Source organism: Planococcus sp. S3-L1 (assembly GCF_030063085.1).
GTDB classification, from domain to species: Bacteria; Bacillota; Bacilli; order Bacillales_A; family Planococcaceae; genus Planococcus; species Planococcus kocurii.
Map to the genome: position 1 here is coordinate 257,012 of NZ_JASISN010000002.1, position 25,011 is coordinate 282,022.

29 protein-coding genes are annotated in these 25,011 nt (G+C 40.7%); 23 read left to right on the forward strand and 6 right to left on the reverse strand.

What is annotated here, in order from left to right:
• Nucleotides 1–23 precede the first annotated feature (23 nt).
• The 6 genes from coxB (at nt 24) to QMF37_RS03355 (ending at nt 6,005) form a co-directional block, all read left to right on the forward strand.
• The gene (gene coxB, locus QMF37_RS03330; protein ID WP_078080577.1) at nt 24–1,118 is read left to right on the forward strand and encodes a cytochrome c oxidase subunit II; all 1,095 of its coding nucleotides are present in this window, start codon (nt 24–26) and stop codon (nt 1,116–1,118) included.
• A gap of 30 nt (nt 1,119–1,148) precedes the next feature.
• Entirely contained in the window at nt 1,149–3,032 is a 1,884-nt protein-coding gene (gene ctaD / locus QMF37_RS03335; RefSeq protein WP_071153597.1) for a cytochrome c oxidase subunit I, read from the forward strand.
• Entirely contained in the window at nt 3,022–3,648 is a 627-nt protein-coding gene (locus QMF37_RS03340; protein ID WP_058384840.1) for a cytochrome (ubi)quinol oxidase subunit III, read from the forward strand. Before ctaD ends, QMF37_RS03340 begins: the two co-directional genes overlap by 11 nt.
• Nucleotides 3,648–3,980, forward strand: coding sequence for a cytochrome c oxidase subunit IVB (ctaF, locus tag QMF37_RS03345; RefSeq protein WP_058384841.1), 333 nt, complete (start codon nt 3,648–3,650; stop codon nt 3,978–3,980). Before QMF37_RS03340 ends, ctaF begins: the two co-directional genes overlap by 1 nt.
• Before the next feature lie 617 nt (nt 3,981–4,597).
• Nucleotides 4,598–5,521, forward strand: a complete 924-nt coding sequence (gene ctaG, locus QMF37_RS03350; protein WP_071153599.1) for a cytochrome c oxidase assembly factor CtaG — start codon at nt 4,598–4,600, stop codon at nt 5,519–5,521.
• A 22-nt stretch (nt 5,522–5,543) separates the two neighbouring features.
• Nucleotides 5,544–6,005, forward strand: coding sequence for a DUF420 domain-containing protein (locus tag QMF37_RS03355; protein WP_071153600.1), 462 nt, complete (start codon nt 5,544–5,546; stop codon nt 6,003–6,005).
• A gap of 526 nt (nt 6,006–6,531) precedes the next feature.
• Here the strand turns inward: QMF37_RS03355 and ytvI are convergent.
• Both ytvI and QMF37_RS03365 read right to left on the reverse strand, forming a co-directional pair.
• Nucleotides 6,532–7,587: a sporulation integral membrane protein YtvI gene (gene ytvI / locus QMF37_RS03360; protein WP_071153601.1), complete on the reverse strand. Its 1,056-nt coding sequence runs from the start codon at nt 7,585–7,587 to the stop codon at nt 6,532–6,534.
• An 82-nt stretch (nt 7,588–7,669) separates the two neighbouring features.
• A complete protein-coding gene (locus QMF37_RS03365) occupies nt 7,670–8,035 on the reverse strand; it encodes a YugN family protein (RefSeq protein WP_058384846.1) in 366 nt (121 codons plus the stop codon).
• Between the two features lie 144 nt (nt 8,036–8,179).
• On the opposite strand from QMF37_RS03365, the gene QMF37_RS03370 reads away from it, so the two are divergent.
• Nucleotides 8,180–9,244: a CAP domain-containing protein gene (locus QMF37_RS03370; RefSeq protein ID WP_071153602.1), complete on the forward strand. Its 1,065-nt coding sequence runs from the start codon at nt 8,180–8,182 to the stop codon at nt 9,242–9,244.
• Here the strand turns inward: QMF37_RS03370 and QMF37_RS03375 are convergent.
• A complete protein-coding gene (locus QMF37_RS03375; RefSeq protein WP_071153603.1) occupies nt 9,225–9,734 on the reverse strand; it encodes a PaaI family thioesterase in 510 nt (169 codons plus the stop codon). The two genes, QMF37_RS03370 and QMF37_RS03375, sit on opposite strands and share 20 nt — an antisense overlap.
• A gap of 75 nt (nt 9,735–9,809) precedes the next feature.
• Between QMF37_RS03375 and QMF37_RS03380 the strand changes: the two genes are divergently transcribed.
• Nucleotides 9,810–10,256 carry a YlbF/YmcA family competence regulator gene (locus QMF37_RS03380; protein WP_058384849.1) on the forward strand — a complete coding sequence of 149 codons (447 nt, stop codon included), beginning with the start codon at nt 9,810–9,812 and terminating at the stop codon, nt 10,254–10,256.
• A gap of 65 nt (nt 10,257–10,321) precedes the next feature.
• On the opposite strand, the gene QMF37_RS03385 is transcribed toward QMF37_RS03380, so the two are convergent.
• Complete coding sequence (locus QMF37_RS03385; protein WP_071153604.1) at nt 10,322–11,230, reverse strand: glycerophosphodiester phosphodiesterase family protein; 909 nt, start codon at nt 11,228–11,230, stop codon at nt 10,322–10,324.
• A gap of 131 nt (nt 11,231–11,361) precedes the next feature.
• On the opposite strand from QMF37_RS03385, the gene QMF37_RS03390 reads away from it, so the two are divergent.
• On the forward strand, nt 11,362–11,634 hold the full coding sequence (locus QMF37_RS03390; protein WP_058384851.1) for a YlbG family protein: 273 nt from the start codon (nt 11,362–11,364) through the stop codon (nt 11,632–11,634).
• Here QMF37_RS03390 and QMF37_RS03395 read toward each other — a convergent pair whose 3' ends face one another.
• On the reverse strand, nt 11,635–12,015 hold the full coding sequence (locus QMF37_RS03395) for a DUF7147 family protein (RefSeq protein WP_058384852.1): 381 nt from the start codon (nt 12,013–12,015) through the stop codon (nt 11,635–11,637).
• Between the two features lie 84 nt (nt 12,016–12,099).
• Between QMF37_RS03395 and rsmD the strand changes: the two genes are divergently transcribed.
• The 3 genes from rsmD to QMF37_RS03410 all read left to right on the forward strand — a co-directional run bounded on the left by rsmD (nt 12,100) and on the right by QMF37_RS03410 (nt 14,246).
• A complete protein-coding gene (rsmD, locus tag QMF37_RS03400; RefSeq protein ID WP_071153605.1) occupies nt 12,100–12,675 on the forward strand; it encodes a 16S rRNA (guanine(966)-N(2))-methyltransferase RsmD in 576 nt (191 codons plus the stop codon).
• Nucleotides 12,668–13,147: a pantetheine-phosphate adenylyltransferase gene (gene coaD, locus QMF37_RS03405; RefSeq protein ID WP_071153606.1), complete on the forward strand. Its 480-nt coding sequence runs from the start codon at nt 12,668–12,670 to the stop codon at nt 13,145–13,147. Before rsmD ends, coaD begins: the two co-directional genes overlap by 8 nt.
• Before the next feature lie 73 nt (nt 13,148–13,220).
• Nucleotides 13,221–14,246, forward strand: a complete 1,026-nt coding sequence (locus QMF37_RS03410; protein ID WP_078080576.1) for a SepM family pheromone-processing serine protease — start codon at nt 13,221–13,223, stop codon at nt 14,244–14,246.
• Here QMF37_RS03410 and QMF37_RS03415 read toward each other — a convergent pair.
• Nucleotides 14,234–15,433, reverse strand: coding sequence for a nucleotidyltransferase (locus tag QMF37_RS03415; protein ID WP_283476565.1), 1,200 nt, complete (start codon nt 15,431–15,433; stop codon nt 14,234–14,236). The genes QMF37_RS03410 and QMF37_RS03415 overlap by 13 nt on opposite strands.
• A gap of 126 nt (nt 15,434–15,559) precedes the next feature.
• On the opposite strand from QMF37_RS03415, the gene QMF37_RS03420 reads away from it, so the two are divergent.
• The 11 genes from QMF37_RS03420 (at nt 15,560) to rsmH (ending at nt 25,009) form a co-directional block, all read left to right on the forward strand.
• Entirely contained in the window at nt 15,560–16,093 is a 534-nt protein-coding gene (locus QMF37_RS03420; RefSeq protein ID WP_058384857.1) for a YceD family protein, read from the forward strand.
• Nucleotides 16,094–16,117: 24 nt separating this feature from the next.
• On the forward strand, nt 16,118–16,294 hold the full coding sequence (gene rpmF, locus QMF37_RS03425; RefSeq protein ID WP_006828847.1) for a 50S ribosomal protein L32: 177 nt from the start codon (nt 16,118–16,120) through the stop codon (nt 16,292–16,294).
• A 116-nt stretch (nt 16,295–16,410) separates the two neighbouring features.
• Nucleotides 16,411–17,163 carry an enoyl-CoA hydratase/isomerase family protein gene (locus QMF37_RS03430; RefSeq protein WP_078080574.1) on the forward strand — a complete coding sequence of 251 codons (753 nt, stop codon included), beginning with the start codon at nt 16,411–16,413 and terminating at the stop codon, nt 17,161–17,163.
• Between the two features lie 154 nt (nt 17,164–17,317).
• Nucleotides 17,318–18,667: an acetyl-CoA carboxylase biotin carboxylase subunit gene (locus QMF37_RS03435; protein ID WP_071153609.1), complete on the forward strand. Its 1,350-nt coding sequence runs from the start codon at nt 17,318–17,320 to the stop codon at nt 18,665–18,667.
• A complete protein-coding gene (locus QMF37_RS03440; protein ID WP_058384860.1) occupies nt 18,664–18,879 on the forward strand; it encodes a biotin/lipoyl-containing protein in 216 nt (71 codons plus the stop codon). The genes QMF37_RS03435 and QMF37_RS03440 overlap by 4 nt, the downstream gene beginning before the upstream one ends.
• Before the next feature lie 25 nt (nt 18,880–18,904).
• A complete protein-coding gene (locus QMF37_RS03445; RefSeq protein WP_078080573.1) occupies nt 18,905–20,455 on the forward strand; it encodes an acyl-CoA carboxylase subunit beta in 1,551 nt (516 codons plus the stop codon).
• Nucleotides 20,456–20,536: 81 nt separating this feature from the next.
• Nucleotides 20,537–21,400 (forward strand): ketopantoate reductase family protein, encoded by an 864-nt coding sequence (locus QMF37_RS03450; RefSeq protein ID WP_071153610.1) that lies wholly within the window; start codon nt 20,537–20,539, stop codon nt 21,398–21,400.
• Complete coding sequence (locus QMF37_RS03455) at nt 21,397–21,774, forward strand: DUF3397 family protein (protein ID WP_058384863.1); 378 nt, start codon at nt 21,397–21,399, stop codon at nt 21,772–21,774. The genes QMF37_RS03450 and QMF37_RS03455 overlap by 4 nt, the downstream gene beginning before the upstream one ends.
• A gap of 77 nt (nt 21,775–21,851) precedes the next feature.
• On the forward strand, nt 21,852–23,471 hold the full coding sequence (gene bshC, locus QMF37_RS03460) for a bacillithiol biosynthesis cysteine-adding enzyme BshC (RefSeq protein WP_071153612.1): 1,620 nt from the start codon (nt 21,852–21,854) through the stop codon (nt 23,469–23,471).
• A gap of 146 nt (nt 23,472–23,617) precedes the next feature.
• A complete protein-coding gene (mraZ, locus tag QMF37_RS03465; RefSeq protein WP_283476577.1) occupies nt 23,618–24,049 on the forward strand; it encodes a division/cell wall cluster transcriptional repressor MraZ in 432 nt (143 codons plus the stop codon).
• A gap of 21 nt (nt 24,050–24,070) precedes the next feature.
• Complete coding sequence (rsmH, locus tag QMF37_RS03470; RefSeq protein ID WP_058384866.1) at nt 24,071–25,009, forward strand: 16S rRNA (cytosine(1402)-N(4))-methyltransferase RsmH; 939 nt, start codon at nt 24,071–24,073, stop codon at nt 25,007–25,009.
• Nucleotides 25,010–25,011 lie beyond the last annotated feature (2 nt).

Sequence of the window (25,011 nt, forward strand, 5' to 3'; positions counted from 1 at the left end):
ACAAGAGAGGGGTATGAAAAGCTATGATGAAAGGGATTAAAAAATGGCGGCTTTTCGCATTGATGACCACATTATTGGTTTTTCTTGCGGGATGTGGGCGCGAAGAGATTTCGACCTTGATACCAGCGGGCAAAGTTGCTCAAGATCAATTTAATCTGTTGATTTTATCATCAGTTGTTATGCTATTTGTCATCATCGTTGTAACAATTATTTTCGTTTTAGCAATCGTTAAATTCCGCCGTTCGAAAATGGGGGAAGACATGATTCCGGAACAAGTTGAAGGAAGCGCGAAATTAGAATTTTTATGGACAGCGGTTCCGATTGTCTTACTTTTAATTCTTGCTGTTCCAACAGTTTATTCAACATTTGATTTGGCTGACGTTTCTACGATGGACGTTGAAGCAAAAGATGGTAAGTCATCTAACTTAACGGTCAACGTAACTGGAAAACTTTACTGGTGGGAATTTGAATATCCGGAACAAGGAATTGTAACTGCTCAAGAATTGGTCGTACCGACTGATGAACGCGTTTACTTTAACTTGATTTCAGCGGACATTAAACACTCGTTTTGGATTCCATCTATTGGCGGTAAATTGGATGTAAACCCTGAAAACGTCAACACGTTCTATTTAGAGTTTGACCAGGAGTCAGCAGAACTTGAAGACGGTGTATTCTATGGTAAATGTGCTGAGCTTTGTGGACCTTCTCACGCATTGATGGATTTCAAAGTGAAATCTGTGGATCGCGAAGAGTTTGACCAATGGGTAACAGCTATGCAAGCCGAAGAACCAGCTGCAGTTGAAGGAGATCTTGCTCAACAAGGCGAAGAATTGTTTGGAGCTGACGGTTTAGCTTGTATCCAGTGTCATGCTGTTTCTGGTGCTGGCGGAACTGGTGGCGTTGGTCCTAACTTAGCAACATTTGGCGATCGTAACCGTGTTGCTGGATACTTGGAACACGACGAAGAAAATCTTAAAAATTGGATTCAAGATCCACAAGAATACAAACCTGGTAACTTAATGCCAGAAGCGGCTTCATTAAATAATGGAAAAGCACTGTCAGATCAAGAACTTGATGCTCTTGCGGCTTATCTAATGGGCCTATCAGTTGAAGAGTAGAAAAAAGCTTAAAAAAGGGAGGTATTCACTGTGAGTTCTATTGCTCAAAAAAAGGGCTTCGGCGCTACAATATGGGACTTCATGACAACTGTCGATCATAAAAAGATCGCGATCCTTTATCTCATCTCAGGTGGTTTCTTCTTCCTTGTTGGTGGCGTTGAAGCGATGTTGATCCGTATCCAGTTAGCTAAAGCAGGAAATGATTTCCTAAGTGCTGGAACATATAACGAAGTTATTACCATGCACGGTACGACCATGATTTTCTTGGCAGCCATGCCAATTTTACTGGCTTTCATGAACGCCATTATGCCTTTGCAAATTGGTGCGCGTGATGTGGCTTTCCCATTCTTAAATTCACTTGGTTTCTGGTTATTCTTCTTTGGTGGTATTTTCTTAAACCTTTCTTGGTTTATGGGAGGCGCACCAGACGCAGGTTGGACGAACTATGCTTCGCTCGCACTTGCATCTGAAGGTCACGGAATCGACTTTTATTCACTGGGATTAACGATATCTGGTTTTGGTACATTGATAGCAGGGATTAACTTCCTAGTAACGATTATCAATATGCGCGCACCAGGTATGACGTACATGAGAATGCCATTGTTTACGTGGACAACTTTTGTTGCTTCTGCTCTAATCTTATTGGCCTTCCCACCACTTACAGTCGGACTATTCTTTATGATCTTTGATCGTATGTTCGATGCTAGCTTCTTTGCAGTTGAAATGGGCGGAAACACGATTATTTGGGAGCATTTATTCTGGATTTTCGGTCACCCTGAGGTTTACATTTTGATTTTGCCGGCTTTCGGTATTTTCTCCGAAATCTTTGCAATCTTCTCGCGTAAGCGTCTTTTCGGATACACGGCACTTGTTTTTGCTACAATCCTAATTGGTTTTTACGGATTCATGGTTTGGGCTCACCATATGTTCACAGTTGGTTTAGGGCCAACAGCTAATGCTGTTTTCGCTTTAGCGACAATGATCATTGCTGTTCCAACCGGAATTAAAATCTTTAACTGGTTACTGACAATTTGGGGAGGCAATATTTCCTTTACTGTTCCAATGATTTACGCTGTAGCGTTCATCCCTACGTTCGTAGCTGGTGGAGTTACAGGAGTCATGCAAGCAATCGCACCTTTGGATTACCAATTGCATGATTCGTACTTTATCGTAGCTCACTTCCACTATGTTATTGTCGGTGGTGTTGTACTAGGTATTCTTGCAGGTACACATCTATACTGGCCAAAAATGTTTGGAACAATGCTTAGCGAAAAATTAGGAAAATGGACATTCTGGTTCTTCTTTATTGGATTCCATTTAACATTCTTCATTCAGCATTTCCTAGGGTTAATGGGTATGCCACGTCGTGTTTACACGTTCAGCGCAGATCAAGGCTGGGATTTGTTTAACGCAATTAGTTCAGTTGGAGCTGTTTTGATGGCGATTGGTGTCATCATTCTCCTTGTCAACGTCGTGATTACAACGGTTAAAAATGAGCGTGTCGGCAATGACCCATGGGGCGACGGTCGTACATTGGAATGGGCTATTCCATCTCCACCGCCATTTTATAACTTTGCACAAACACCATTAGTTCGTGGTCTTGATACGTACTGGATCGAAAAAATGGAAGGCAATAAAAAAGGCATGATTTTCGCAGAACCTCTTGGTGATATCCATATGCCAAATGGCTCAATCATTCCTTTCGTAATTTCACTAGGAATGTTCATCGCATCATTTGGTGCATTGTACTTCCTTGATGGCGACAAGCCTTGGGCATTAGCGGTCTTGATTCTTGGACTAGTCATTACTTTCGGTTCAATGTTGCTTCGCTCGTTAAAAGATGATTTAGGCTTCCACATTACAAAAGCAGAATTACTGAAAGATGCGAAAGGAGGCAACACTGATGGACATTAATCAACGATATACTCCTCAATCATGGCCCGAACACCCTGAGACGGCTACGATGGAAGGGAAAAATAAGTTTATTGGCTTCTGGTTGCTTCTTGCAGCTGAGACAGTAACGTTTGCGACTCTTTTCGCAACATATCTTGCATTAAAAGACAAAGGGCCAAGCGGCATGGAATTTTCTGCCGCTGAACTTTTTGAACTACCGTTAGTTTTTGCTATGACGATGATTCTTTTAACATCTTCATTAACAAGTGTTTACGCTATGTATCACATGAAAAACTATAATTTTAAAGCCATGCAGGCTTGGCTTGGGATTACCGTTTTGCTTGGTCTAACTTTCCTTGGATTGGAGATTTATGAGTTTAATCATTACGTCCATTTAGGATTTGGCTATACCAATAGTGCGTTCAGTTCGGCGTTCTTTACACTCGTTGGAACGCATGGTGCGCACGTACTATTCGGTCTTAGCTGGTTTATTGCCTTGATGCTTCGTAACGCAAAACGCGGTTTGAACATGTACAATGCACCAAAATTCTATTTAGCTTCGTTATACTGGCATTTTATTGACGTCGTATGGGTATTCATCTTTACTGTCGTCTATTTGATGGGAGTGATCGGATAATGGCACACGATACACATATTCATGTTAGATCGCAGGCAGAATTCGAATACGTCAAGAAAAAAAGAGCAGATGAAATGAGAGGCCATCTAGCAACTTTCGCAATTATGATTTTCTTAACATTAATTGCTTTTACTATGGTTGCGGCTGGATTTTCGGTTTACTTGATTGTTCCTATTATTTTATTGTTAGCAGGCATTCAAGTAATTCTTCAACTGTATTACTTCATGCACATGAGCGGTAAAGGACACGGCATGGTTGCGTTCTTTATGTTCTGTGGAATGTTTGTAGCTTTCATCACGGTTCTCACATTCGTAACAATTATTTGGTGGTAGAATCTCTTAGAAAGGGGCTGTGCCAAAAGGTCATAATCAATGACTTTTTGAGTGCAGCTCCTTTTTGCGTGCGACAGAATGAACGGATGTCTATTGAGAGGGACTGTTTTCTTAGCGTCTTGGCTGCCATTAGCCAGTTTGGATCTTTTAAAAGACCATTTCTTTAAAATGAAAGCAAAGGTCAAATCAGCTTTTGCTAATAAATCGATGACAGAAATCTACAGCAGATGCAAATTGGTGTAGCAAGTGTTGTCGTTCCTATCAAGGACAATCGATCGTTTTGTAAAAATCATCTCGGAGAACTCGAAAAAATGCACACCGATTTCGGGATTCTGGACCGCAATTCAAAAAAACAGACGGAGAAAAAAGAATTCTTTTTCTCCGTCTGTTTTATGTTAAAGACTTACATGACAGTTTCTTTTCTGCCATTGATTTGTTGTGTACACAAAGCGACAAAGAGTCATGAGGCATCGGGCTATGGAAATAATGCGTTCGCTTGATTCATGACAGATTCGACATGAATCTGTCTGTGTTTTGTATTGTTCATAGTTCGTTCATTGATATAGTTCATAGACCACTATATAATTAGGGTACTTGAGGAAAAGGAGGTCCGTTCCATGCCAATCAGTATCTTCGGATTCCAAGCTTTATGGAGTCCCGTTTACTTAGCCGTCCTCGTTTTAGTGACGATTCTCTATTTTTTAATCACTGTAAAATGGCGCGGAAAGTTTAAAGGCCATCAGCCGCTTAACATAAAAGAAGCTGGACTTTTTGTAACTGGTATAATTCTGCTCTATATTATTAAAGGTTCGCCTGTAGATTTATATGGACATATTCTTTTTACTATGCATATGATCCAGATGGCGTTATTGCTTCTGTTGATTCCGCCATTGTTGATTATGGGGATACCAACTTATCTGTGGAGAGCGTTTATCAATCTGCCAGTTGTCAAGCCATTGTTTAATTTTTTCACTAATCCAATGCTTGCTCTGATTTTGTTCGGAATGGTCTTTTCACTCTACCACATTCCATTGGTTTTTGATTTTGTTAAACAAGATATGCTCATTCACGGAGTGACTAACGTTATATTGTTTACCTCTGCTATATTTTACTGGTGGCCGGTAGTGAATAAAATGGAAGGCATGCATAAATTTCATGGTTTGAAGAAATTGGGGTATTTATTTGGACTTAGCGTGTTAATGACCCCTGCATGTGCATTGATCATCTTTAGTGGAACTCCTTTTTACGCAACCTATACGGATGGTGAAGCTTGGCTGCAAGCAATGGCGCTATGTGTGCCTGCTGGAACGCTATCGCAGCTTAACCTATCAGGTCCTGAGCTATTCTCTACGATGTCAGCGATTGAAGATCAACGAACTGGTGGAATTACAATGAAAGTGCTTCAGGAGCTTGTTTTTACAGGTTTCTTATGGCTAGTATTCTACGAGTGGTTACGTAATGAAACAGAAAATGCGGATGCAATTACAGCAAAATCTTTGCAAGACCGTAAAGATATGGCTTACCACAGACACAATGCTTGAATCATAAAGGAGAATAACTTAAATGAATTTGCCGCTATTGCCGACTATCAGTACATTTTTTATCGTATTAAGCGCAATTTTAGTAGCGATTGGCTGGAATCTAGTCCTTCGCCGCAAAATTGAAGCTCACAAGAAAGTGATGGTGGGAGCAGGGGCTTCGGCACTCACTTTCTTCATCATCTACATGTCTCGGACTATTTTTATCGGCAATACCGCTTTTGGCGGGCCAGATGATTTAAAAATCTTTTATACCGTATTTTTGATTTTTCATATTACCTTGGCTACAACCGGTGGAATCATGGGCCTTTTCACTATTTACTGGGGCTGGAAAAATCAATTGACGAAGCATCGCAAAATTGGTCCGATTACTAGTGTTGTCTGGTTTTCTACAGCAATCACTGGTGTCATGGTTTACTTACTCCTTTATGTATTTTATGAAGGTGGCCATACAACCTCAGTATTCAAAGCTATTTTAGGTGGATAAAAAAGAGGTTGTCCAATCAGTCTCTAACATAAAACAGACGAAGAAAAAGAATTCCTTTTTCTTCGTCTGTTTTTTTGGAATTATCGCCTGAAATGTAGAAGTGACAATGCCACAATCCCGAACGCCGTGTGCACTTTATCGAGGTCCCAGAGGAGAAATTACCGGAATGATGGATTGCTCTTGATAGACCGAACACACTTTCTCCGTCAATTTTGCGTTATCTGTTTAAAGAGGACGTCCATCATCACTTTTCCGTGCTATCCTTCGGAGAAGTCAACTTCAGATTTCACATAAAATCTTTTTTTCTACTGGTGGTGTGATGGCTCTCATTTTACAGAAATGGACGATTTTTTGTCTCATTTTTTCGTTCCAGAACGGCTGATGGGAATGGAGAGGGTGTAGCCGGCTGAGGCCGTGCCCGCAGAAAGCGAGCGCTGGAAAGGAAAGTAGCCTGTTTTGACACATGCAAAAGGAGCTGTACCCCAAAAAAGTCATTGTTTATGACCTTTTGGGACAGCCCCTTTTTCTATACTCTAAAATCCATTTTAATCATTCCAGCTTCGCGTGCTGATGTAAAGAGAATAACAATCAATGGTCCGATAAAAAATCCGAGAAAACCAATCAGCTGCAATCCGATAAACATCGCGATTAGCGTAGCTAATGGAGACAGGCCAATTTGTGTACCCATAACCTTTGGCTCTACCGTTCTTCTAATAATCAATAAAACTAATGCTAGAACTGCTAATTGAGTTCCTTGGACAACGTCACCCGTTATAAATTCATAAGCAAACCAAGGAGTTAAAACGATAATAGATCCCAAAATTGGAATGAAATCAATTAGCCAAATGATTAAAGACATAACGATAGCATATTCCGGGGTAATGAAAGCTAAAGAAATGAGTGACACGATGAAGATGATACAACTTACGAGAAATTGAGCCTTTAGAAATCCAAAAATCACTTTATTTAAACGTGCAAACATGAAACGAACTTTTTCAGCTGTCGATTCTTTTAGCCGTTTGAAAAGCAAGATTTTCAAATCGGGTAAATCCAACATAAACAAAAACAAGGCAATTAAAAAGACAATAAAGCTAACAAGAAAAGAAGGAATACCAGTCAATAAATTTGTTACTGTATCGTAATTGACAATGGTCAGTACCCAATTGCGAATTCCTTCCATAAAGCCCGCCAGTTCAGTTTCAAATGAAGAAATGACTTCAACTGGCATATCTCGTGTTGAGCGAAAGAAAAAACTTTGAAACTCATCCCACATGACGGACAGGGAATTCGTGTACTCTGGAACCATCTTAGAAAATTGGATGATTTGTCCGATTAATTGAGTAACAATCCAATAAAGCAGCAGAGAAACTACTAATAAAAATAAGATAAATACAGAGATGACGGCAGACTTTCTATGCCATTTGAATTTTTTATGTATAAAGTTTACGAGCGGTTCTAAAAAAATAGCAGTGATCAAAGCGATGATCAGAGGGATAGAAACAGGTAATATGTAAACTGAAATTAAAATCAAAGCCACTACTACAATAGCGATTGTTACTGTTCTTTTCGTCAACCACTTCACGTATTAAATCCTCCTTATGAAGTTAAAATGTTCATGAATTGGTTAAAAAAACCGCAGTTCAATTGATGAACTGCGGGATTTTTCATACGCTGATTTCGAAAGCTTCGACGTCTTTTTTAATAGCGTCTAATATTCCGATACAAGTTTTAACCAAGTGTTCTGGGAAATTTTCATCTTCACCGTATTCAACGCCGTGTGGATAATAATGCTTACCAAGTACGGGTTTTAAGACGCGCATTGTGGCATCGTTTGAATCGACGTCTCCAGAAGTAGCATAAGCAAATACGCGTAAATAATAAGTGCCTTCACGCACGATGAATTTACGGTCATAAGTGACACGCTCATAATCCCACTGACCTTCTTTGGTCAAGCTCTGTTTGTTCATAATGCTTTCAAGTAATGCGCCATCAACGTGAATGTTTTCAAGTCCTGTATTTTCAAAATACATAGGATCTCTCCTCCTCTTTAACAAAAAAGACTACATGCTCCTTTAATAATAGATCATAATTTAAGTTGTTGCAATGGCTAGATTGTGTCAGTGTAGAGGCGACTGTTATAATGAGGAAGATACAATAGCAAAGGGGCTGTTCGGTTGAAAGACTTGTTGCGTATTATGATTTTTCTATCGATAGTTCTGATCGGGTTATTTTACTTGGATCCTTCAATAAACGAGAATGATGTTCTTGAAGCTCCGCGCACGGCAGATCCATTGCCGAGCGAACATATTACAGATGAGTCTTTGGATATTGATCGTCCTCTAAAAGGAATTTCAAGTTATATAGGTAAATCTAGCGATCATTGGATTGAACAGTACGGAGAACCTGAACGGAAAGAACCTTCTGCTTACGGCTACGAATGGTGGATCTACAATGCCAGCTATGTTCACTTTACAATGGTAGGGATAAAAGACGACAAAGTAGTTCAAGTTTATACAGCAGGTACTGCAACAGATGCCACTCCTTATCAGATTGGGCAAAGTCTAGATGAAATATATCGGTTTACCATATTAGAAAATGAAGTGACGGTTAAATATGGCGCTAATGTTTATACATTCAATGTCACTGCTGAAGATATGGATAAGCGCATCCTGGTTAAATTCGATGGCGTTTACGCACAGCTCTATATTGACTCTACTGATCGTGTATTAGAAGCTGTTCGCTTTATGGACGCTGAGACTTTAATTCGTCATCATCCATACGACATGATGTTCTCTGGTGAATTGCTGCCAATCCAAGCTCCTTCTTCCACTATGCAACAATCGATTGATCAGGCAAATGCTAAGCAAATCGCCGACTTAGTCAATATTTATCGTCTGCGTCATCAATCAAAAACATTAAGTATTGATCCGCAAGCAAGCATTGTTGCTGAAGCCAATAGTGAAGATATGGCCAGACAGAATTTTTCTTCTGAAGAAATAGAATTTAAAGATTTACATGCGCGTTTGCAAGAGGGCAATATCTTATTCAAAGAGGCAGCTGTCAATACAGCTGAACGTTATTATGATGCAGCAGAAACTGCACACGGATGGATCAATTCAGACATTCACCGTAAAACCTTACTGAATGACCAATACACTGAAACCGGAGTGGGAGCGTTCGGAAAATATTATACACAGATTTTTCTTGAAAAAGAGTCAGTTACTGCTGTAAAGCAGTAACTGACTCTTTTTTTTCAGGAATAATGAAAAAAGAACCGGTTGCAGTCGCAATGTGTTTTCCGTCTGCTTGAAAGATATTTCCTTCAAGTACCATCGTATGTCTCCCGCTACGAATAATATGGGCACGTGCACTTATGGTTTCTTCGGTAGCGACCGTCAAATAATGAATGGTCAGATTTGTTGTGACAGCTGTAGTGCCGTTTGGACATTTACTGTTTGCCAAAGTACCCATTGCCGTGTCGAGCAAAACTGCAAGAATACCGCCGTGTGGAATGGCTACATTATTATGAATAAATGGCGTATTCGGTATAGTGACGACAGAAGATTGCTCGTCTGTAATGCGTGTCATGTTTAGACTAGCACTCAAATAAGTAGAAAATTCGCCTTGTTGTTTTTTCTCGAAATTACTTAAGTAATCAGTTAAAATAGCTAAATCTTCCTCGTTACTATTTTCTATAATGCGAGCAAATTGCTCAGTTATTGTACACATAAGGACATTCCTTTCAAGTCTATAGTGAAATGCAAAAATATCTGCTATGATTAAAGCGTAAAGGAGGAAAATGCTATGATTATGACCTATGAATGGGCTGAAATAACTGACTTTGCAGATGAGTTGAGCCAAATGATTCTACAATCAGAGCAAGCCGATCTTTATCGAGAAGCTTATGACTCTGTCTATAACGATAAAAATCTAGCAAATGAAATCCATGCCTTTGCTAGGTTAAAAGAACAATATGAAGAAGTTCAACGCTTTGGCAAATATCATCCAGAATACTCGCGTGTGATGAAGCAAATCCGGGTGGATAAGCGTCGCTTAGATTTAAATGAAAAAGTAGCCAATCTGCGTTTGATGGAGAACGAGCTTCAGGATCTAATGGATCAAGTAAGCTTTATCATCGGCCGATCGGTATCAGAGGCAGTGAAAATCCCGTCCTCTAATCCGTTTTTCTCTTCAGACTCTTCCTGTGGAAGCAGCTGTGGCACTGGTGGCGGTTGTTCGTGTTCGGCATAACGACTCGACTTCGAAAATTTTCATAAAAAAAGTGCAACGATTGCGTTGCACTTTTTTTATGCCTATTATTCTGCAGTTTCTGAAATAGCAGCGACAGCAAGATCAGGGCGATCCGTTATGATGCCTTTTGCACCTGCATGAATTAATGCACGCATCGTGTCTGGTTCATCGATAACCCAATAATGTACCGGAATATTCAAATTCTCTAGAAATGCGATAAAGCGAGAAGAATCTAACCGGAACAGAGAAGACTTTACAGGAATCTGAAAAACATCTGCTCGTGGCTGATACAAATGCCCGAATTGACTATTAAAAGACGTAAACGCTTTCCGGACTTCATTTTCTCCGGCACCTATTGCTACACGATTTTGAGCATACAAATTAAAACGATCGATTTGTTCATCGTAGAAAGAAGTAACAGCCACGCGATCTTGGGCTCCGAGCGAATCAATCAGTCGCCACAGTTTTGAAGGCACTAAACTGCCCTCATACGTTTCTGGTGCATCCTTAATATCAATATTAATATATAGCTGCGGAAATTGTTCAATCAGTTCGCGCAACAAGACCACTTTTTCATTTTTGCCACGGTAGGAATGTTGTCCGTCTAAATCGATAAAATGATACCCGAGATCAAAAGCTTTTAATTGCTCGAGTGACATATCGGCAACTCTACCGGCTCCGTCTGTTGTCCGGTCAATAAATTCATCATGAAAAACGAGGATTTCTTCATCATTTGTCATGCGAATATCAATTTCAAAGCCGTGGACGCCAAGTTCGGCTGAGCGATTAAAGGCAGCCATCGTGTTTTCAGGTGCCAGTTTGGCACCTCCACGATGTGCCAGCACAATCGGCTGTTCGTAATTTAGTACTTCTTTAGCAGGACGTTGATTTGGATTAGCTAAAGCCTTTGAGCCTGCCCAAGCTGCGGCTCCAACGGCTACAGCTGCTAAACCGATAGTAGTCTTTTTTCCCATACTGTAAATTACCTCCCTGGATTTCTCTAATAAAAACAGTATAGCGAATAGTTTGCCGTACTGTCAGTTTATTCGGTTGCGGCTTTTTTCTTTCCTATGGTATTCTAGACTCTAAGAAAAGAGGGATAGTTATGCATGATCGCCAAGGCCTCATTGTCTATGTGCATCATTTGAAACAAGCCAAATCGCTACGGAAATTCGGGCACGTTCATTATATTTCACGTAAATTGAAATATGTAGTCCTTTATATGGACCAAGAAGTTATCGAAGCAACCAAAACAAAGTTGAACAAATTACCTTATGTGAAACAAGTACTCGAATCCCAACGGCCATTTCTTAAAACAGAATATGAAAACGCCAAGCCGGATAAAGCAAAGGAATATGATTACAAAATCGGTCTTTGATTATTGCATAGGCGGAATATAGTGATTTAATCTTAAAACTGAAATTAGATGGCTATGATAGATTTTTTTATCTGCATATACGGATGAGTGCTTGACTTCCATCTTGATGGGACTGTGTCCGAGTTCTGAAACGACTTGCTCAAAAACGGCTAAACGCTTAGAGTCGACTGGAATTCCTTCACGGCAAAGATAGATCGGCATAAAGTTTCCTTCCGAAGCCGGTTTAAATACTGCTGCAATTGACAATACATTGTGTCCCTGCGGATTTGTTGAAACAAATACAAATCCGTGCATAAAGCGTTGTTTGTTGCTTGTGATTAGCTCACGGAGCTCATAGATATCTCCGTACCCTTCTCCGAGTTCAATAAAACGTTGTATCATCATTTCACGTCCTTTCCAGTCTTCATTTTACCATTAGGCAGTTAAAATGCATCAAGAAAATCATTTAAGTTAGAGGCGATAAGTATGCGTGTTGTAGCAGGTTCTGTTAAAGGAATTCCATTGAGAGCGGTTCCGGGCAATTCGACCAGACCGACGACAGATAAAGTAAAGGAATCTATTTTCAATATGATTGGTCCATTTTTTGACGGAGGATACGCGTTGGATTTATTTGCAGGAAGTGGTGGATTGGGAATTGAAGCCCTAAGCCGTGGTATTGATCACGTCATCTTTACGGATAAAGACAAGCGGGCTGTTGAAACAATTCACGCAAACTTGGAAAAAGTCCGTTTAACCGACCGTGCTGAAGTTCACCGGGCAGATGCAGAACGTGCATTAAAAGCGATTAAGAAAAATGGTGTGCAGGCCAGGCTGTTGTTTCTCGATCCACCTTATCATATGAAAAAATCTTATGATTTGATGGACCAAGCGGGAGAACTAGGAATTGTGACAGAAGATGCGGTTGTAGTTTGTGAACATGATCGTGAAGTAGAACTTCCAGATCGAACGATGTATTTTGAACGCTATAAAAAAGAGCTTTATGGCAGTACGATGATTTCAATTTACCGCTATCAGGGGGAAGAAGGAGAGCAAGTTGACTAAAATTGCTGTAGTTCCAGGGAGTTTTGATCCGATTACCATGGGTCACTTGGATATCATTAAACGAGCATCTACTATTTTTGATGAAGTAAAAGTAGTAGTGATGAATAATTCTTCCAAAAATCCATTGTTTAATGTTGAAGAGCGAATGGAAATGATTGCGAAAGTTACAGAGTCTATGCCTAACGTCAAAGTGGATTCATTTTCAGGTCTTCTAATCGATTATTCAGTTGAAGTGCGGGCCAATGCCATTATCCGTGGTTTACGTGCTGTCAGTGATTTTGAATACGAAATGCAAATCACTTCGATGAACCGGTTTTTAAACGAAAATATTGAAACCTTATTCATGATATCGAATAACCAATACTCATTCCTTAGTTCAAGCATTGTAAAAGAAGTGGCGAAATATCAAGGCAATATTAACGGCCTAGTTCCTGATGTAGTTGAAAAAGCACTTCAGTTGAAATTCCAATAAGTCACGAATCTCGTGACTTTTTTTTGTAGATTTGACAAAGCGCAAGATGCTGGTTAAAGAAGGGAAGAATTTGATGAAAAATAAACGATTATTCATTTTTGTTCTCGTCATAGCACTGGTGATTTTTCTTTCTTCCTATCAACTAGATGCTTATGTAACGAGACCAGGCGGGGCCTACGAGTTGTCACCGCTAGTCGAAGTTGCCGGAGGAGATGAAGACGATGAGGGCAGTCTCAGCTTAATGACGGTCTCGATGCTGACGGCTACACCGGCACTTTACGTATGGGCGAAAGTTCGAGATGGTTATAAAGTTCTTCAGCCTGAACAAGTAAGAAGCCCTCATGAGAGCGACGAAGAATACAATGTACGCCAGTTAAAACTAATGTCTGATTCACAAGTGAATGCGCTGCAAATTGCATTTGAGCAAGCAGAACTTCCTTACGAAATTAGCAATAATGGTGTCTTTGTCTTGAGTGTTCTGATGGGAGGGGCTGCAGACGGCGTCTTATCACCAGGTGATCGTGTGCTTGAGGTGGATGGCAATAAATTTACCGAAATGCAGCAATTTATCGATTACTTAAGCGACAAGAGGGTTGGGGACAGCGTGGAAGTTCTCTACAAACGCAAAGACCGCGAAATTAGTACAGACATCCAGTTAGCCCCATTGCCTTCAGACACAAAACGAGTGGGTTTAGGCATTTCTTTTGTTGAAGATAAAAGCATTGAAACGACGCCTGAAGTAGAAATTGATTCCGATACGATAGGCGGACCGTCAGCGGGACTAATGTTTACGCTTGAAATCCTCAACCAATTGGTGGATGAAGACATTACGAAAGGCTTTAACATTGCTGGTACCGGTACAATGGAAAGTGATGGTTCAGTCGGTAGAATCGGTGGCATCGACCAAAAAATTATGGCAGCCGACTCTGCAGACATTGACATTTTCTTTGCACCGAGTGAACCAGTTGAGGGTGGTGGTGACAGCAATTACCAAACGGCTGTTGAAACCGCTGAGAAAATTGGAACACCAATGAAGATTGTTCCAGTCGAAACAGTTGAAGATGCGTTAGCTTATTTAGAGGAGCTTCAGCCCCGGTAAATTGGGGGAGTCGTAAACTCTTTTTTTAGATGAACTGAGCCCATGCCTTGTAAATACATGGTGGTGGCGTGAATATCAAGTTTTCCCATTGGGTCGCCCAGATCAGCTGCGCGACTTATGAGGGGAAGCGTGATGTTCTTTTTTTTGTGGTTTAAATAGTGTTTTCCGCTGTTAGACATACCGAGAAGCCTAACATAAGTGGGAGAGTCAAAAGACCTTAGCATAGACCACGTGAAGCCTGTATAGATGTGCGTTAACATACGTTGAATCCGAGTTCGCGTAAAACGTTTTGATTTGACTAGTGAAATAAAGGATTCAAAGTTGTCGGCTGTTTTTGCCGACTGGTAAATTAGATTTTCAATACCTTCTGTTACTTCAGCGCAGTGTTTTATTTGTTCAGGGCCTGAACGCAAAATAGTAAACCGCAGCAAAGGGTAGAATTGCTCCCAGCTGCCAAAGCAGCTATATTCGTCTTGCGCTTTTTTTAATAAGGCAATTGAAGATTCAGGCATATAAGTGGATAGTTCATCAACCGAATCTCCCTTAAAAAAAGCTTCACGAATTCCAGTAGCACTGGCAATCGGCAGACCTGTTTCTATTGAGTCGTGATAATTTGCACCAATCCGTTGAATGGTCAACGGTTTCATAGAGGAACCCAAATTTTGAGCAGCTTCTAGGTAATGAAACCCTAAAATATTATTGGGTTGCGTTAAATTCGCAAAATTCGGTTGCTTGCCTGTCAAAGTTAAGTAGGAATTGTTCAAGGCTTTTGGGTAGCTAATGCCAGTTTGAATAGCGTCATGGATAAGTTGTTGATAGTTGTCGGACTGCTCAGTCAATAACTGCAAAGAATTCAAAAAAGGGTCAATCGTTCCTTGTTCGCTGCCAAAACAAAAAGAGTCACAGCCGATTGCGTCAAGTAATGCAATTCCGCCTTTCGCGAAATCGGCAGCTTGTGCCGTAGCATAAACGTAAGGAAGTTCAATTACCAAATCGATACCCGCATCTAACGCCATTTGTGTCCGTTTCCATTTGTCCGTAAATGCGGGTTCACCGCGTTGCAAAAACTGGCCACTCATGACCGCAATGACGAGGTCGGCACCAGACGCTATGCGTGCTTGTTCAGCATGGTGGCGATGTCCGTTGTGGAAAGGGTTGTATTCAACAATAATTCCTACAGCTTTCAATTTGTTCACCTCTTTGGTAGAATTAACTCCAGTATACCGATGTTTGAAATAGAGTGACAAGATTTTTTCTTGACATCTTTTTCTGTGCATTATATAATCAACTTTGTTGTCTTGAGGTGATTACTTATGAAAATAGCGATTCAACAGCTTCAAAAGCATCGCAAAGACGGACTGCCAATTGACCAAATGGTTCATTTGGATGCAGTGAAATTACGGAATAGCGATATTCGGGAAATTTCACCTGTACATGTTACAGGACATTGCACAATTGGTTCGCAACAATTAACGTGCCAACTCCATCTCGAAGGTATGCTTACGCTACCTTGTGCTAGAACTTGGGAGGATGTTGAGTTTCCGATAAACGTTGATACGGTTGAAGTCTTTGATTGGTCTGGAAAAGGTCAAGAAGACAAGCTTAGTGATGTTCACTTTGTAGAAACTGAAGTTATAAACCTTCAGCCACTACTAGAGGAACTTGTTTTGCTGGAGATTCCGATTCAAGTGTTTAAGGAAGACGCTGATCAGTCTGTTATAAAAGGCGGAAATGATTGGTCGTATTCAACAGACGAAGAGTACGAAGCAGAGAAAGAAGCGGCACCACCAAAACCGGATCCAAGACTTGCTGATTTAGCAAAGTATTTTGATCAGTCAGATGAATAGAATTAGTGTAAGGAGGTGTCACCAATGGCTGTACCAGCTAGAAGAACGTCCAAAACCGCTAAAAGAAAGCGCCGTACACATTTTAAATTGTCAGTGCCGGGCATGGTAATTTGCCCAAGCTGTGGCGAAAGTAAATTGGCTCACCACGTCTGCAAAGCATGTGGATCATACAAAGGGAAAGAAGTAGTAGCAAGCAAATAAAACAGTATTTGTTGCTGAAAGGTTATTGAGAGGCCATGGCTCTCGATAGCCTTTTTCTCTATACATAAATAAGTGCGAAACTCCTATATGAAAACGGGATGAAGAGAGGGATTTTTGTGTCTTATACGATCGACCTGACGGATGGCATCATGACGTTTACCATTGATCGGCCCCATATACGCAATGCAGTGAACAATGAAGTGACAGCAGGACTTGAAGAATTAGTCGTTAAAGCGCAACAAGCAAGTGTCCAGATGGTCGTTATTACAGCTTCTGGTAAACAGGCTTTTTGTTCAGGTGGTGATTTGTCAGTGTTTCATACCTTGCGAACTGAAGAGCAGTCCTATCGCATGTTAAAGCGGATGAGTGATGTGCTGTATTCAATCAAAACGTTGCCTGTGCCGGTAGTTGCGGTCGTTAATGGCACTGCTGTTGGGGGTGGCTGTGAAATTGCCACAGCATGCGATTATAGGCTTGTGTGGAGTCATGCGAAATGTGGCTTCATACAAGGCACGCTCGCTATTACGAGTGGTTGGGGTGGCGGAACTTATCTATTGGAAAACTTGCAGCACGATCAAGCATTAAAAATGCTCAGTGAAGCAAACGTATACACGGCTAGTGAACTGAAAGAATTTGGCTGGGCATCGGTGATTGTTGATGACGAGCAAGATGTTGAGGCATTTTTTAGTCAGATGAAAAAAATTCATCCGGACGTGCACCGGGCTTATAAAGAAATAGCCATTCGCAAATGGCAAAAAACAGATTTAGCTGAACGGGTCGAACAAGAGGTTAGAAGATGTGCTGTGTTGTGGGAACGAGATGCACATCACGAAGCAGTCGACCGCTTTCTCAATAAAACAAAAAAATGAAATCCTTTTTGAGAGGGTTTCTTTTTTTATTCAACTACCAAATGAGTAAAGCGGTTTTAAACAAAATAAAAGAAATATTTCAACGAATAGTTGAAATCGCTTACAAAATTCGTATATGCTATAGAAGGGAGAAAACATAGGGGGTATTTCAAATATGAAGAAAATCCTAATCGCGAACCGGGCAGAAATCGCACGTCGAATTATTCGGACATGCAATCGCCTTGGAATCGAGACAGTCGCTATTCACTCTGAAGCAGATGGGGATCTGCCTTACGTCAGTGAAGCGACTGAAGCTGTACTGATCGGTCCAAATCCGGTCGTACAGTCTTATTTACAAATCGACAAAATTATTGAAGAAGCTAAAAAACGTGGAGTTGATGCTATCCATCCGGGATATGGTCTGCTGTCGGAAAATGCCGATTTTGCACGCAAAGTGGCGCGAGCCGGAATGATTTTTATCGGCCCTTCAAGCGACATCATCGAAAAAATGGGTGATAAGATCGAATCTCGTAGAACGATGATTCAAGCAGGAGTACCGGTTGTTCCAGGAACTGAAGAAGGCGTGACGACGCTTGAAGAAGCTTTGCAACAAGCGGTGGAGATTGGTTATCCATTAATGTTAAAAGCAAGTGCAGGTGGTGGTGGTATTGGCATGGTTCGCTGTGAAAATGAGCAAGCGCTCACTCAACAATTCGACTCGGTAAAAAATCGCGCCAAAGCTTATTTTGGAGATGACGTTGTGTATCTGGAGAAGTTTATCGCGGATGCGCGTCACATCGAAGTACAAATTTTTGGGGATCATCACGGCAATCTCGTTCATTTATATGAACGAAATTGTTCAGTTCAGCGCCGCAACCAGAAAGTGATTGAAGAATCGCCTTCGCCCAATTTGCCACTGGATGTTCGTGAACGTCTTTGCGCCGCTGCATTACAAGCAGGAAAAGCCGTGAATTATACGAATGCTGGAACCGTCGAATTTATCGTCGATTCTAATAATGAATTTTATTTTCTTGAAATGAACACGCGTCTTCAAGTAGAACATCCGGTTACTGAAGAAGTTACGGGGCTAGATTTAGTTGAGTGGCAACTGACTGTAGCTGACGGGGGCAAACTACCTTCTCAAGACAAGATCCAAACGAAGGGACACGCTATTGAATACCGGGTTTACGCAGAAGATCCTAAAACTTTTTTCCCGTCTCCTGGAAAGCTTGAAAAACTCCAGTGGGGGGAAGGCGCACGAATTGAGACTGGCTATGAAGAAGGCAATCAAGTAACTCCTTTTTACGACCCAATGATTTCGAAAATCATCATACATGGTAGTGATCGTGCAGATGCATTATCAAAATCACAAACTTTTTTTAATCGTGTTACAATTAATGGCGTAAAAACCAATATTCCTTTATTTAAGGAATTTATTGGATCAGAACAATTTGTCTCAGGCAATTATGCAACGGCAGTATTACCGGAATGGATGGAAAAAACAAAGGAGGAACACACATTATGAAAGAACTAAAAGCGTCAATGGCAGGAACGGTATTAAACATATTAGCAGCTGAAGGACAGGCAGTAACAGCAGGGCAGGCGGTTTTAACAATCGAATCGATGAAAATGGAAATTCCAGTAGAAGCTGAAGTTGGCGGCAAAGTGGAGAAAATTCATGTGGAAGTCGGCAGCTTTGTTAATGAAGGCGACGTACTGATGACTGTCGGAGAATAATCGGTAAAGCAAAGGGGACAACGAAATGACAAAAACGACTGAAACAACAGGATATAACGAACGTCTAGAACAAAAACTTTCAAAGATTTTTGCTGGGGGGCAGCAAAAATATCACGACAAAATGAAAGAAAGCAATAAACTCTTTGTCCGTGATCGGCTGAAATTATTATTTGATGATGAAAACTACGCGGAAGATGGGCGTTTTGCTAATGTAGAGGCGGCTGACTTGCCAGCTGATGGCGTTGTCACAGCTATCGGTAAAGTAAACGGCGAAACAGTTTGTGTGATGGCGAATGATTCTACTGTAAAGGCAGGTTCTTGGGGTTCACGCACTGTTGAAAAAATTATTCGCATTCAAGAAACAGCAGAAAAAATGCAAGTACCGATGCTGTACTTAGTGGATTCTGCGGGTGCGCGTATTACAGATCAACTGGACATGTTCCCAAACCGCCGCGGTGCAGGTAAAATATTCCATAACCAAGTAAGGATGTCCGGCATGGTTCCACAAGTATGTCTACTATTTGGACCATCTGCTGCGGGTGGCGCCTATATTCCGGCTTTCTGTGACATCGTCATTATGGTTGAAGGCAACGCCTCTATGTACTTAGGATCACCGCGCATGGCGGAAAAAGTTATCGGTGAAAAAGTGTCGCTTGAAGAAATGGGTGGCGCCCGTATGCACTGTACGGTTAGTGGTGTGGGCGATGTTTTAGTGACAACTGAAGAAGAAGCCATTTCAGAAGCGCGTCGCTACTTGACGAACTTTCCATCAAACTTTGCCATCAAGCCTGAAAAAATTGCGGCTAAAGCAGCGAAAGCAGGGCGATCGCTAGAAGCAATCATCCCAGAAAACCAAAATGCGCCATTTGATATGTATGAACTGATTGATCAAGTAGTCGATGAAGGTAGCTTTTTTGATATTAAAAAATTATTTGCCGGTGAATTGATTACTGGTATCGCGCGAATTGACGGTCAGGTTGTCGGCATTCTGGCTAACCAGCCAAAAGTAAAAGGTGGCGTATTATTCGGTGATTCAGCTGATAAAGGCGCTAAATTTATCAATCTTTGTGACGCGTTCTCGATTCCATTACTGTTCCTCGCTGATGTTCCTGGCTTTATGATTGGAACGAAAGTAGAACGTGCCGGTATTATTCGCCACGGCGCGAAGTTTATCGCTGCGATGAGTTCTGCAACTGTACCGAAAATTTCAGTTATTGTGCGAAAAGCATACGGAGCTGGTCTTTACGCGATGGCAGGCCCTGCATTCGAGCCGGACGTTTGTATCGCATTGCCAACAGCGCAAATTGCAGTGATGGGTCCGGAAGCGGCTGTTAATGCTGTTTATTCAAATAAAATTGAAGCCATTGAAGATCCAAAAGAACGACTTAAGTACGTTCAAGAAAAACACCAAGAATACAAAGAAGAAATCGATATTTATCGCTTGGCATCTGAAATGATTATCGACGAAATTGTGGCACCTTATCAATTGCGTTCAGTCCTTTCACAGCGTCTATCTTTTTACGAAACAAAAGATTTGCCGTTGCCATATCGAAAACATCCGATTTATCCTGTATAATAAAAACTATTATTGGAAGTCTGCCTAATATGGGCAGGCTTCTTTTTTAAGAAAATTTTTGGCACTGTAAGGAGTGATTTTATGAAATTTGCAATTATTGGAGCTGGAGTCACCGGATTGTTGACGGCTTATCTATTAAAAAAAGCCGGTCATGAAGTGCAAGTGATTTCGCAACAGCAAGAACAAGTGGCGTTGATTAATGAGAACGGAATTATACATGGTGAAAATCGTCAGCAACTGACCGCTTATGCGGATCTCGAGCACATCGATTCGGATGCTTTTGTTGTGTTGACAAGCACTTACGAAGAGCTGTCACCGATAGTAAGATTGTTGAAAATTCGGTGTGCAAGCAATAAAATTATTTTTCTGCAACAAGGAATGCTGTTTTTAGAAAAAGCGAAAACTTTATCACATCGCCATATTGCAGCAGCAATTCTGGAAACGGATTGTGTCAAATTGAGTGACACTGAAATTCACTTTGACAAAACTCCACAAGTGACGTTCGGATTAGTCAAAGGTCACGTGGAGGAATTCCAAGGTCTTCTAAAGGCGGCGAGTTGGAAAGCTATTTGGGTAGAACGTGTGGAAGCGCAGCTATTTGAAAATGTGTTGCTTGCCAGTTTAATCGATCCACTAACAGCTATGATGAAAATTCAAAACGGTGAGCTGGTTACTAATCCTCATGCTTATGAGTTGTTTAGAAATCTATATAATGAACTTTATCTCGCATTTCCAGAAATTGAATCGCTACAACCTATTGAACTTGTAGCAGCTTCGTGTGCGGCAGAGCCTAATGCTATATCACGAATGCTGGCAGACCGTCTAGCGGGTGATCCAATGGAGGTTGAGGGATTGATGCTGTATGTGTTAAATCGGACGAAGTTGGAATTGCCACTCTTTAAATCTTTATATCATCTTTTGAAAACAGTTGAGGTAGCAAAATGACGATAATATCTACAATTGGAACTGTTTTTCTTTATATTCCTTTTCTCCTTTTCGCTGTTATTTATTTTCTTTCACTGAAAAGAAGAAAAAGAAAAGCGTTAGGCTTAGCATCGGATATAACAACATTTGTCTTGTTTTTTTCCGTGCCGGCTTGTGTAGAAATTTTATGGGGATATTCTATCTCTGCGTATATTTATTTTGTGGCGCTGGTATTGGCCATTATTCTTTTAATCATTGAATGGAGAACTGCTAAGGAAATTGAAATCATTCCGTTTTTTCGAAAGCTATGGAGAACGTACTTTTTGCTGCTAGCTTCTCTTTACGCGGTCGTATGGCTAATTGGCCTAGTGACAGTTATTGTTAAATCAATTTAGCAAGCGTATTTTTTTTCTTTAAGTGATGCGTTTGCTATAGTAGATTTGAATGTAAAGGGAAAAGGGGACTTTTTTTTATGAAGGTAGAGGAACAATACGTAGAGCCAACGAGTAAACTAATGAGTGATTATATAAATGGGCAATCGTCAATCCGCCATTATTTTTCATACGATCCGCAGATGGCATCATTTCCTGAAAGATTGAAAAAACTGCAAAATCATTCTGTTGATCGCCAGAAACTAGCAGGCATTATGCGAGCTTATATGGGACGCAGTGAAATGTCTAAAGCAGCAGAACACAACGTAGAGTATTTTGAAGCCGGTGCACCAGTAGTGGTCACAGGACAACAAGCAGGTATTTTAACAGGACCTTTATATACGATACATAAAGCGATATCGGTCATCATGTTAGCAAAGCAAGCTTCACACCAATTAGAGACACCTGTAGTGCCGTTATTTTGGATTGCTGGTGAAGATCACGACTTGGCTGAAATTAGTCATCTGTACCGGGAAGTCAGTGGGCGAGTGGACAAATTGAATATCCCACACGCTGAATATGGCAAAAGCTCAGCGTCTGCTGCAAAGCTTAATAAATCTAAAACTGCTTCTTTTTTAGAAGAGTATTTTCGCAGCATGCCCGAAACTGAGCATTCTAAAGAAATTCATGATTTGGCTTTTGGGTTATTAGAGCAGTCTATTTCCTTTACCGACTTTTTTGCGTCGCTTCTTCGCTATTTCTTCCAAGAGGAAGGCTTGCTTTATATTGATGCTGCAAATGAAGAACTACGCAAATACGAATCTCCTTACTTTATAAAAATGATTGAACAGGCAGCTGAAATTACGGAATCGGTTACAGCAGCAGAACAATCATTGGTACAAGATGGTTACAGTGCAGTAATTGGAACAGAAAAAACGGCAGCCAATCTGTTTATTACGGTAAAAGGAGAGCGTCTACTACTAGAACGTCAAAATCAAGAGTTTGTCGCAAATAATGGAGCCATCCGCTATACTCAACAGCAGCTTTTGGAAATTGCTCAACACAATCCAGAACTTTTAAGCAATAACGTCGTAACGCGCCCATTGATGCAGGAAATGGTCTTTCCAGTTTTGGCTTTTGTCGCAGGACCTGGTGAAATCGCTTATTGGGCGGCCTTAAAAGACGCTTTTGCATTGTTTAATATGGAACTACCAGTCATTATGCCGCGCTTGAGTTTAACCTTGATAAATCGTCAAACACAGCGTTTGCTGGAGAAATACGAATTGGACTTTGATGCTGTCGTCAGCGATCGTCAAATTACTGTGATGAGAAATAATTTGATGGGATCGATTCGTGAGCAAAAAGCAGAAGCGTTAATTGGCGAACTTCAGCAACAGGTTGACGAAATGTACAATAAAATCAATCAACAGTTTTCTTCAATCAGTAAAGGATTGACCCCAATCGTTGAAAAGAATTTACAGTTGCACAGTAAACAAATAAATTTCTTGAAGCATAAACTGCAAGATGAAGTGATACTTCAAAACAGTATTGAATTTGGTCATTATGCCGCTATTGAAAACGAACTATTACCTAACGGTGGATTTCAAGAACGCGTGTACAGTCCATTTGTTTACATGAATCAGTATGGAACTGGGCTTGTGAAAGACCTTTTAGCACTTCCGCTCTGTTATGACAAAAATCATAAGATTATTTATATTTGACTAAAAAAGCCTGCATATGTAGGCTTTTTTTATGTCAAAATAACTTGTTGAGATATTTTCCTGTAACAAACTTGAAATATTTCAAAAACAAGTGGTGACAAGTGGGGGATTGTGGTACATTTATTACAATAAGTGGGGTGAAGGGTATGTTCATGGGCGAATATCAACATAGCGTTGATGCAAAGGGACGGCTAATTGTGCCAGCCAAGTTTCGTGAACAGTTAGGTGACAGTTTTGTCATCACCCGCGGCCTGGATCAATGCTTATTTGGCTACACGATGAACGAATGGCAGAAAATTGAAGAAAAGCTTAAAGAGTTGCCAGTCACTAAAAAAGACGCTCGTGCTTTTACAAGGTTCTTTTTCTCAGGCGCTACAGAATTGGAACTTGATAAGCAAGGACGCGTCAATATACCGACAACCTTAATTTCTCATGCTAAACTTGAAAAAGAATGCATTATCTTAGGTGTCTCCAATCGTTTTGAAATATGGGCAAAAGATTCATGGGAAAGCTATTTTGCAGAATCCGAAGATTCCTTTAATGAAATCGCGGAAAATTTAACTGATTTTGACTTTTAAAAAGTGAACGGGGGGAATGGATTGTTCAATCACACCACGGTTTTACTGCATGAAACTGTCGATGGTCTGAACGTTCGTCCTGATGGCATATATGTGGATTGTACGCTGGGCGGAGCAGGACACAGCGAATATTTGGTTCAGCAATTATCTGACCAAGGTCATTTATATTGTTTCGATCAAGACGCAACGGCAATAGCTCATGCAAAAGAAAAACTACAAGATTATTTACATAGAATCACCTTTATCCATGCCAACTTTAAGTTTTTAAAAGAAGAATTGGAAATGCGTGGAGTGGAAAAAGTCGATGGCATACTTTATGACTTAGGCGTCTCTTCTCCTCAATTGGATACACCAGAGCGAGGCTTTAGTTACCATAATGATGCGCCTCTGGATATGCGAATGGATCAAAGTGCTGAACTTAGCGCTTATCATGTAGTAAATGAATGGTCTTTCGAAGATTTAGTAAGAATTTTCCATCGCTATGGTGAAGAAAAATTTTCTAAACAAATCGTACGCAAAATCGAAGCTGCAAGAGAAAAGCAACCCATTGAAACAACTGGCCAATTGGTCGAATGCATCAAAGAAGGCATTCCTGCTTTTGCTCGTCGCAAAGGCGGTCATCCTGCAAAACGTGTATTTCAAGCCATTCGTATCGCAGTGAACGATGAACTTGGCGCTGCTGAAACTTCTCTGCAGGACGCAGTCAATGTTCTTTCAATCGGTGGAAGAATTAGTGTAATCACTTTTCATTCGCTTGAAGATCGACTGTGTAAAGCCATATTTAAAGAAGCATCTTCACTTCCTGAATTGCCGCCGAATTTACCGGTAATTCCAGAGGGAATGGAGCCAATCCTAAAACTTATTACTAGAAAACCTATACTGCCTTCAGAAGAAGAGCTAGCACATAATAATCGATCAAGGTCCGCTAAATTACGAATTGCAGAAAAAATAAACGAGTAAGG

Excerpts from the sequence above, each read along its gene's own strand:
- coxB (WP_078080577.1), top strand. The coding sequence starts at position 24 with ATGATGAAAGGGATTAAAAAATGGCGGCTTTTCGCATTGATGACCACA.
- QMF37_RS03340 (WP_058384840.1), top strand. The coding sequence starts at position 3,022 with ATGGACATTAATCAACGATATACTCCTCAATCATGGCCCGAACACCCT.
- ctaF (WP_058384841.1), top strand. The coding sequence starts at position 3,648 with ATGGCACACGATACACATATTCATGTTAGATCGCAGGCAGAATTCGAA.
- ctaG (WP_071153599.1), top strand. The coding sequence starts at position 4,598 with ATGCCAATCAGTATCTTCGGATTCCAAGCTTTATGGAGTCCCGTTTAC.
- QMF37_RS03355 (WP_071153600.1), top strand. The coding sequence starts at position 5,544 with ATGAATTTGCCGCTATTGCCGACTATCAGTACATTTTTTATCGTATTA.
- QMF37_RS03365 (WP_058384846.1), bottom strand. The coding sequence starts at position 8,035 with ATGTATTTTGAAAATACAGGACTTGAAAACATTCACGTTGATGGCGCA.
- QMF37_RS03375 (WP_071153603.1), bottom strand. The coding sequence starts at position 9,734 with ATGTGTACAATAACTGAGCAATTTGCTCGCATTATAGAAAATAGTAAC.
- QMF37_RS03380 (WP_058384849.1), top strand. The coding sequence starts at position 9,810 with ATGATTATGACCTATGAATGGGCTGAAATAACTGACTTTGCAGATGAG.
- QMF37_RS03385 (WP_071153604.1), bottom strand. The coding sequence starts at position 11,230 with ATGGGAAAAAAGACTACTATCGGTTTAGCAGCTGTAGCCGTTGGAGCC.
- QMF37_RS03390 (WP_058384851.1), top strand. The coding sequence starts at position 11,362 with ATGCATGATCGCCAAGGCCTCATTGTCTATGTGCATCATTTGAAACAA.
- QMF37_RS03395 (WP_058384852.1), bottom strand. The coding sequence starts at position 12,015 with ATGATACAACGTTTTATTGAACTCGGAGAAGGGTACGGAGATATCTAT.
- rsmD (WP_071153605.1), top strand. The coding sequence starts at position 12,100 with ATGCGTGTTGTAGCAGGTTCTGTTAAAGGAATTCCATTGAGAGCGGTT.
- QMF37_RS03410 (WP_078080576.1), top strand. The coding sequence starts at position 13,221 with ATGAAAAATAAACGATTATTCATTTTTGTTCTCGTCATAGCACTGGTG.
- QMF37_RS03420 (WP_058384857.1), top strand. The coding sequence starts at position 15,560 with ATGAAAATAGCGATTCAACAGCTTCAAAAGCATCGCAAAGACGGACTG.
- rpmF (WP_006828847.1), top strand. The coding sequence starts at position 16,118 with ATGGCTGTACCAGCTAGAAGAACGTCCAAAACCGCTAAAAGAAAGCGC.
- QMF37_RS03435 (WP_071153609.1), top strand. The coding sequence starts at position 17,318 with ATGAAGAAAATCCTAATCGCGAACCGGGCAGAAATCGCACGTCGAATT.
- QMF37_RS03440 (WP_058384860.1), top strand. The coding sequence starts at position 18,664 with ATGAAAGAACTAAAAGCGTCAATGGCAGGAACGGTATTAAACATATTA.
- QMF37_RS03445 (WP_078080573.1), top strand. The coding sequence starts at position 18,905 with ATGACAAAAACGACTGAAACAACAGGATATAACGAACGTCTAGAACAA.
- QMF37_RS03450 (WP_071153610.1), top strand. The coding sequence starts at position 20,537 with ATGAAATTTGCAATTATTGGAGCTGGAGTCACCGGATTGTTGACGGCT.
- QMF37_RS03455 (WP_058384863.1), top strand. The coding sequence starts at position 21,397 with ATGACGATAATATCTACAATTGGAACTGTTTTTCTTTATATTCCTTTT.
- bshC (WP_071153612.1), top strand. The coding sequence starts at position 21,852 with ATGAAGGTAGAGGAACAATACGTAGAGCCAACGAGTAAACTAATGAGT.
- mraZ (WP_283476577.1), top strand. The coding sequence starts at position 23,618 with ATGTTCATGGGCGAATATCAACATAGCGTTGATGCAAAGGGACGGCTA.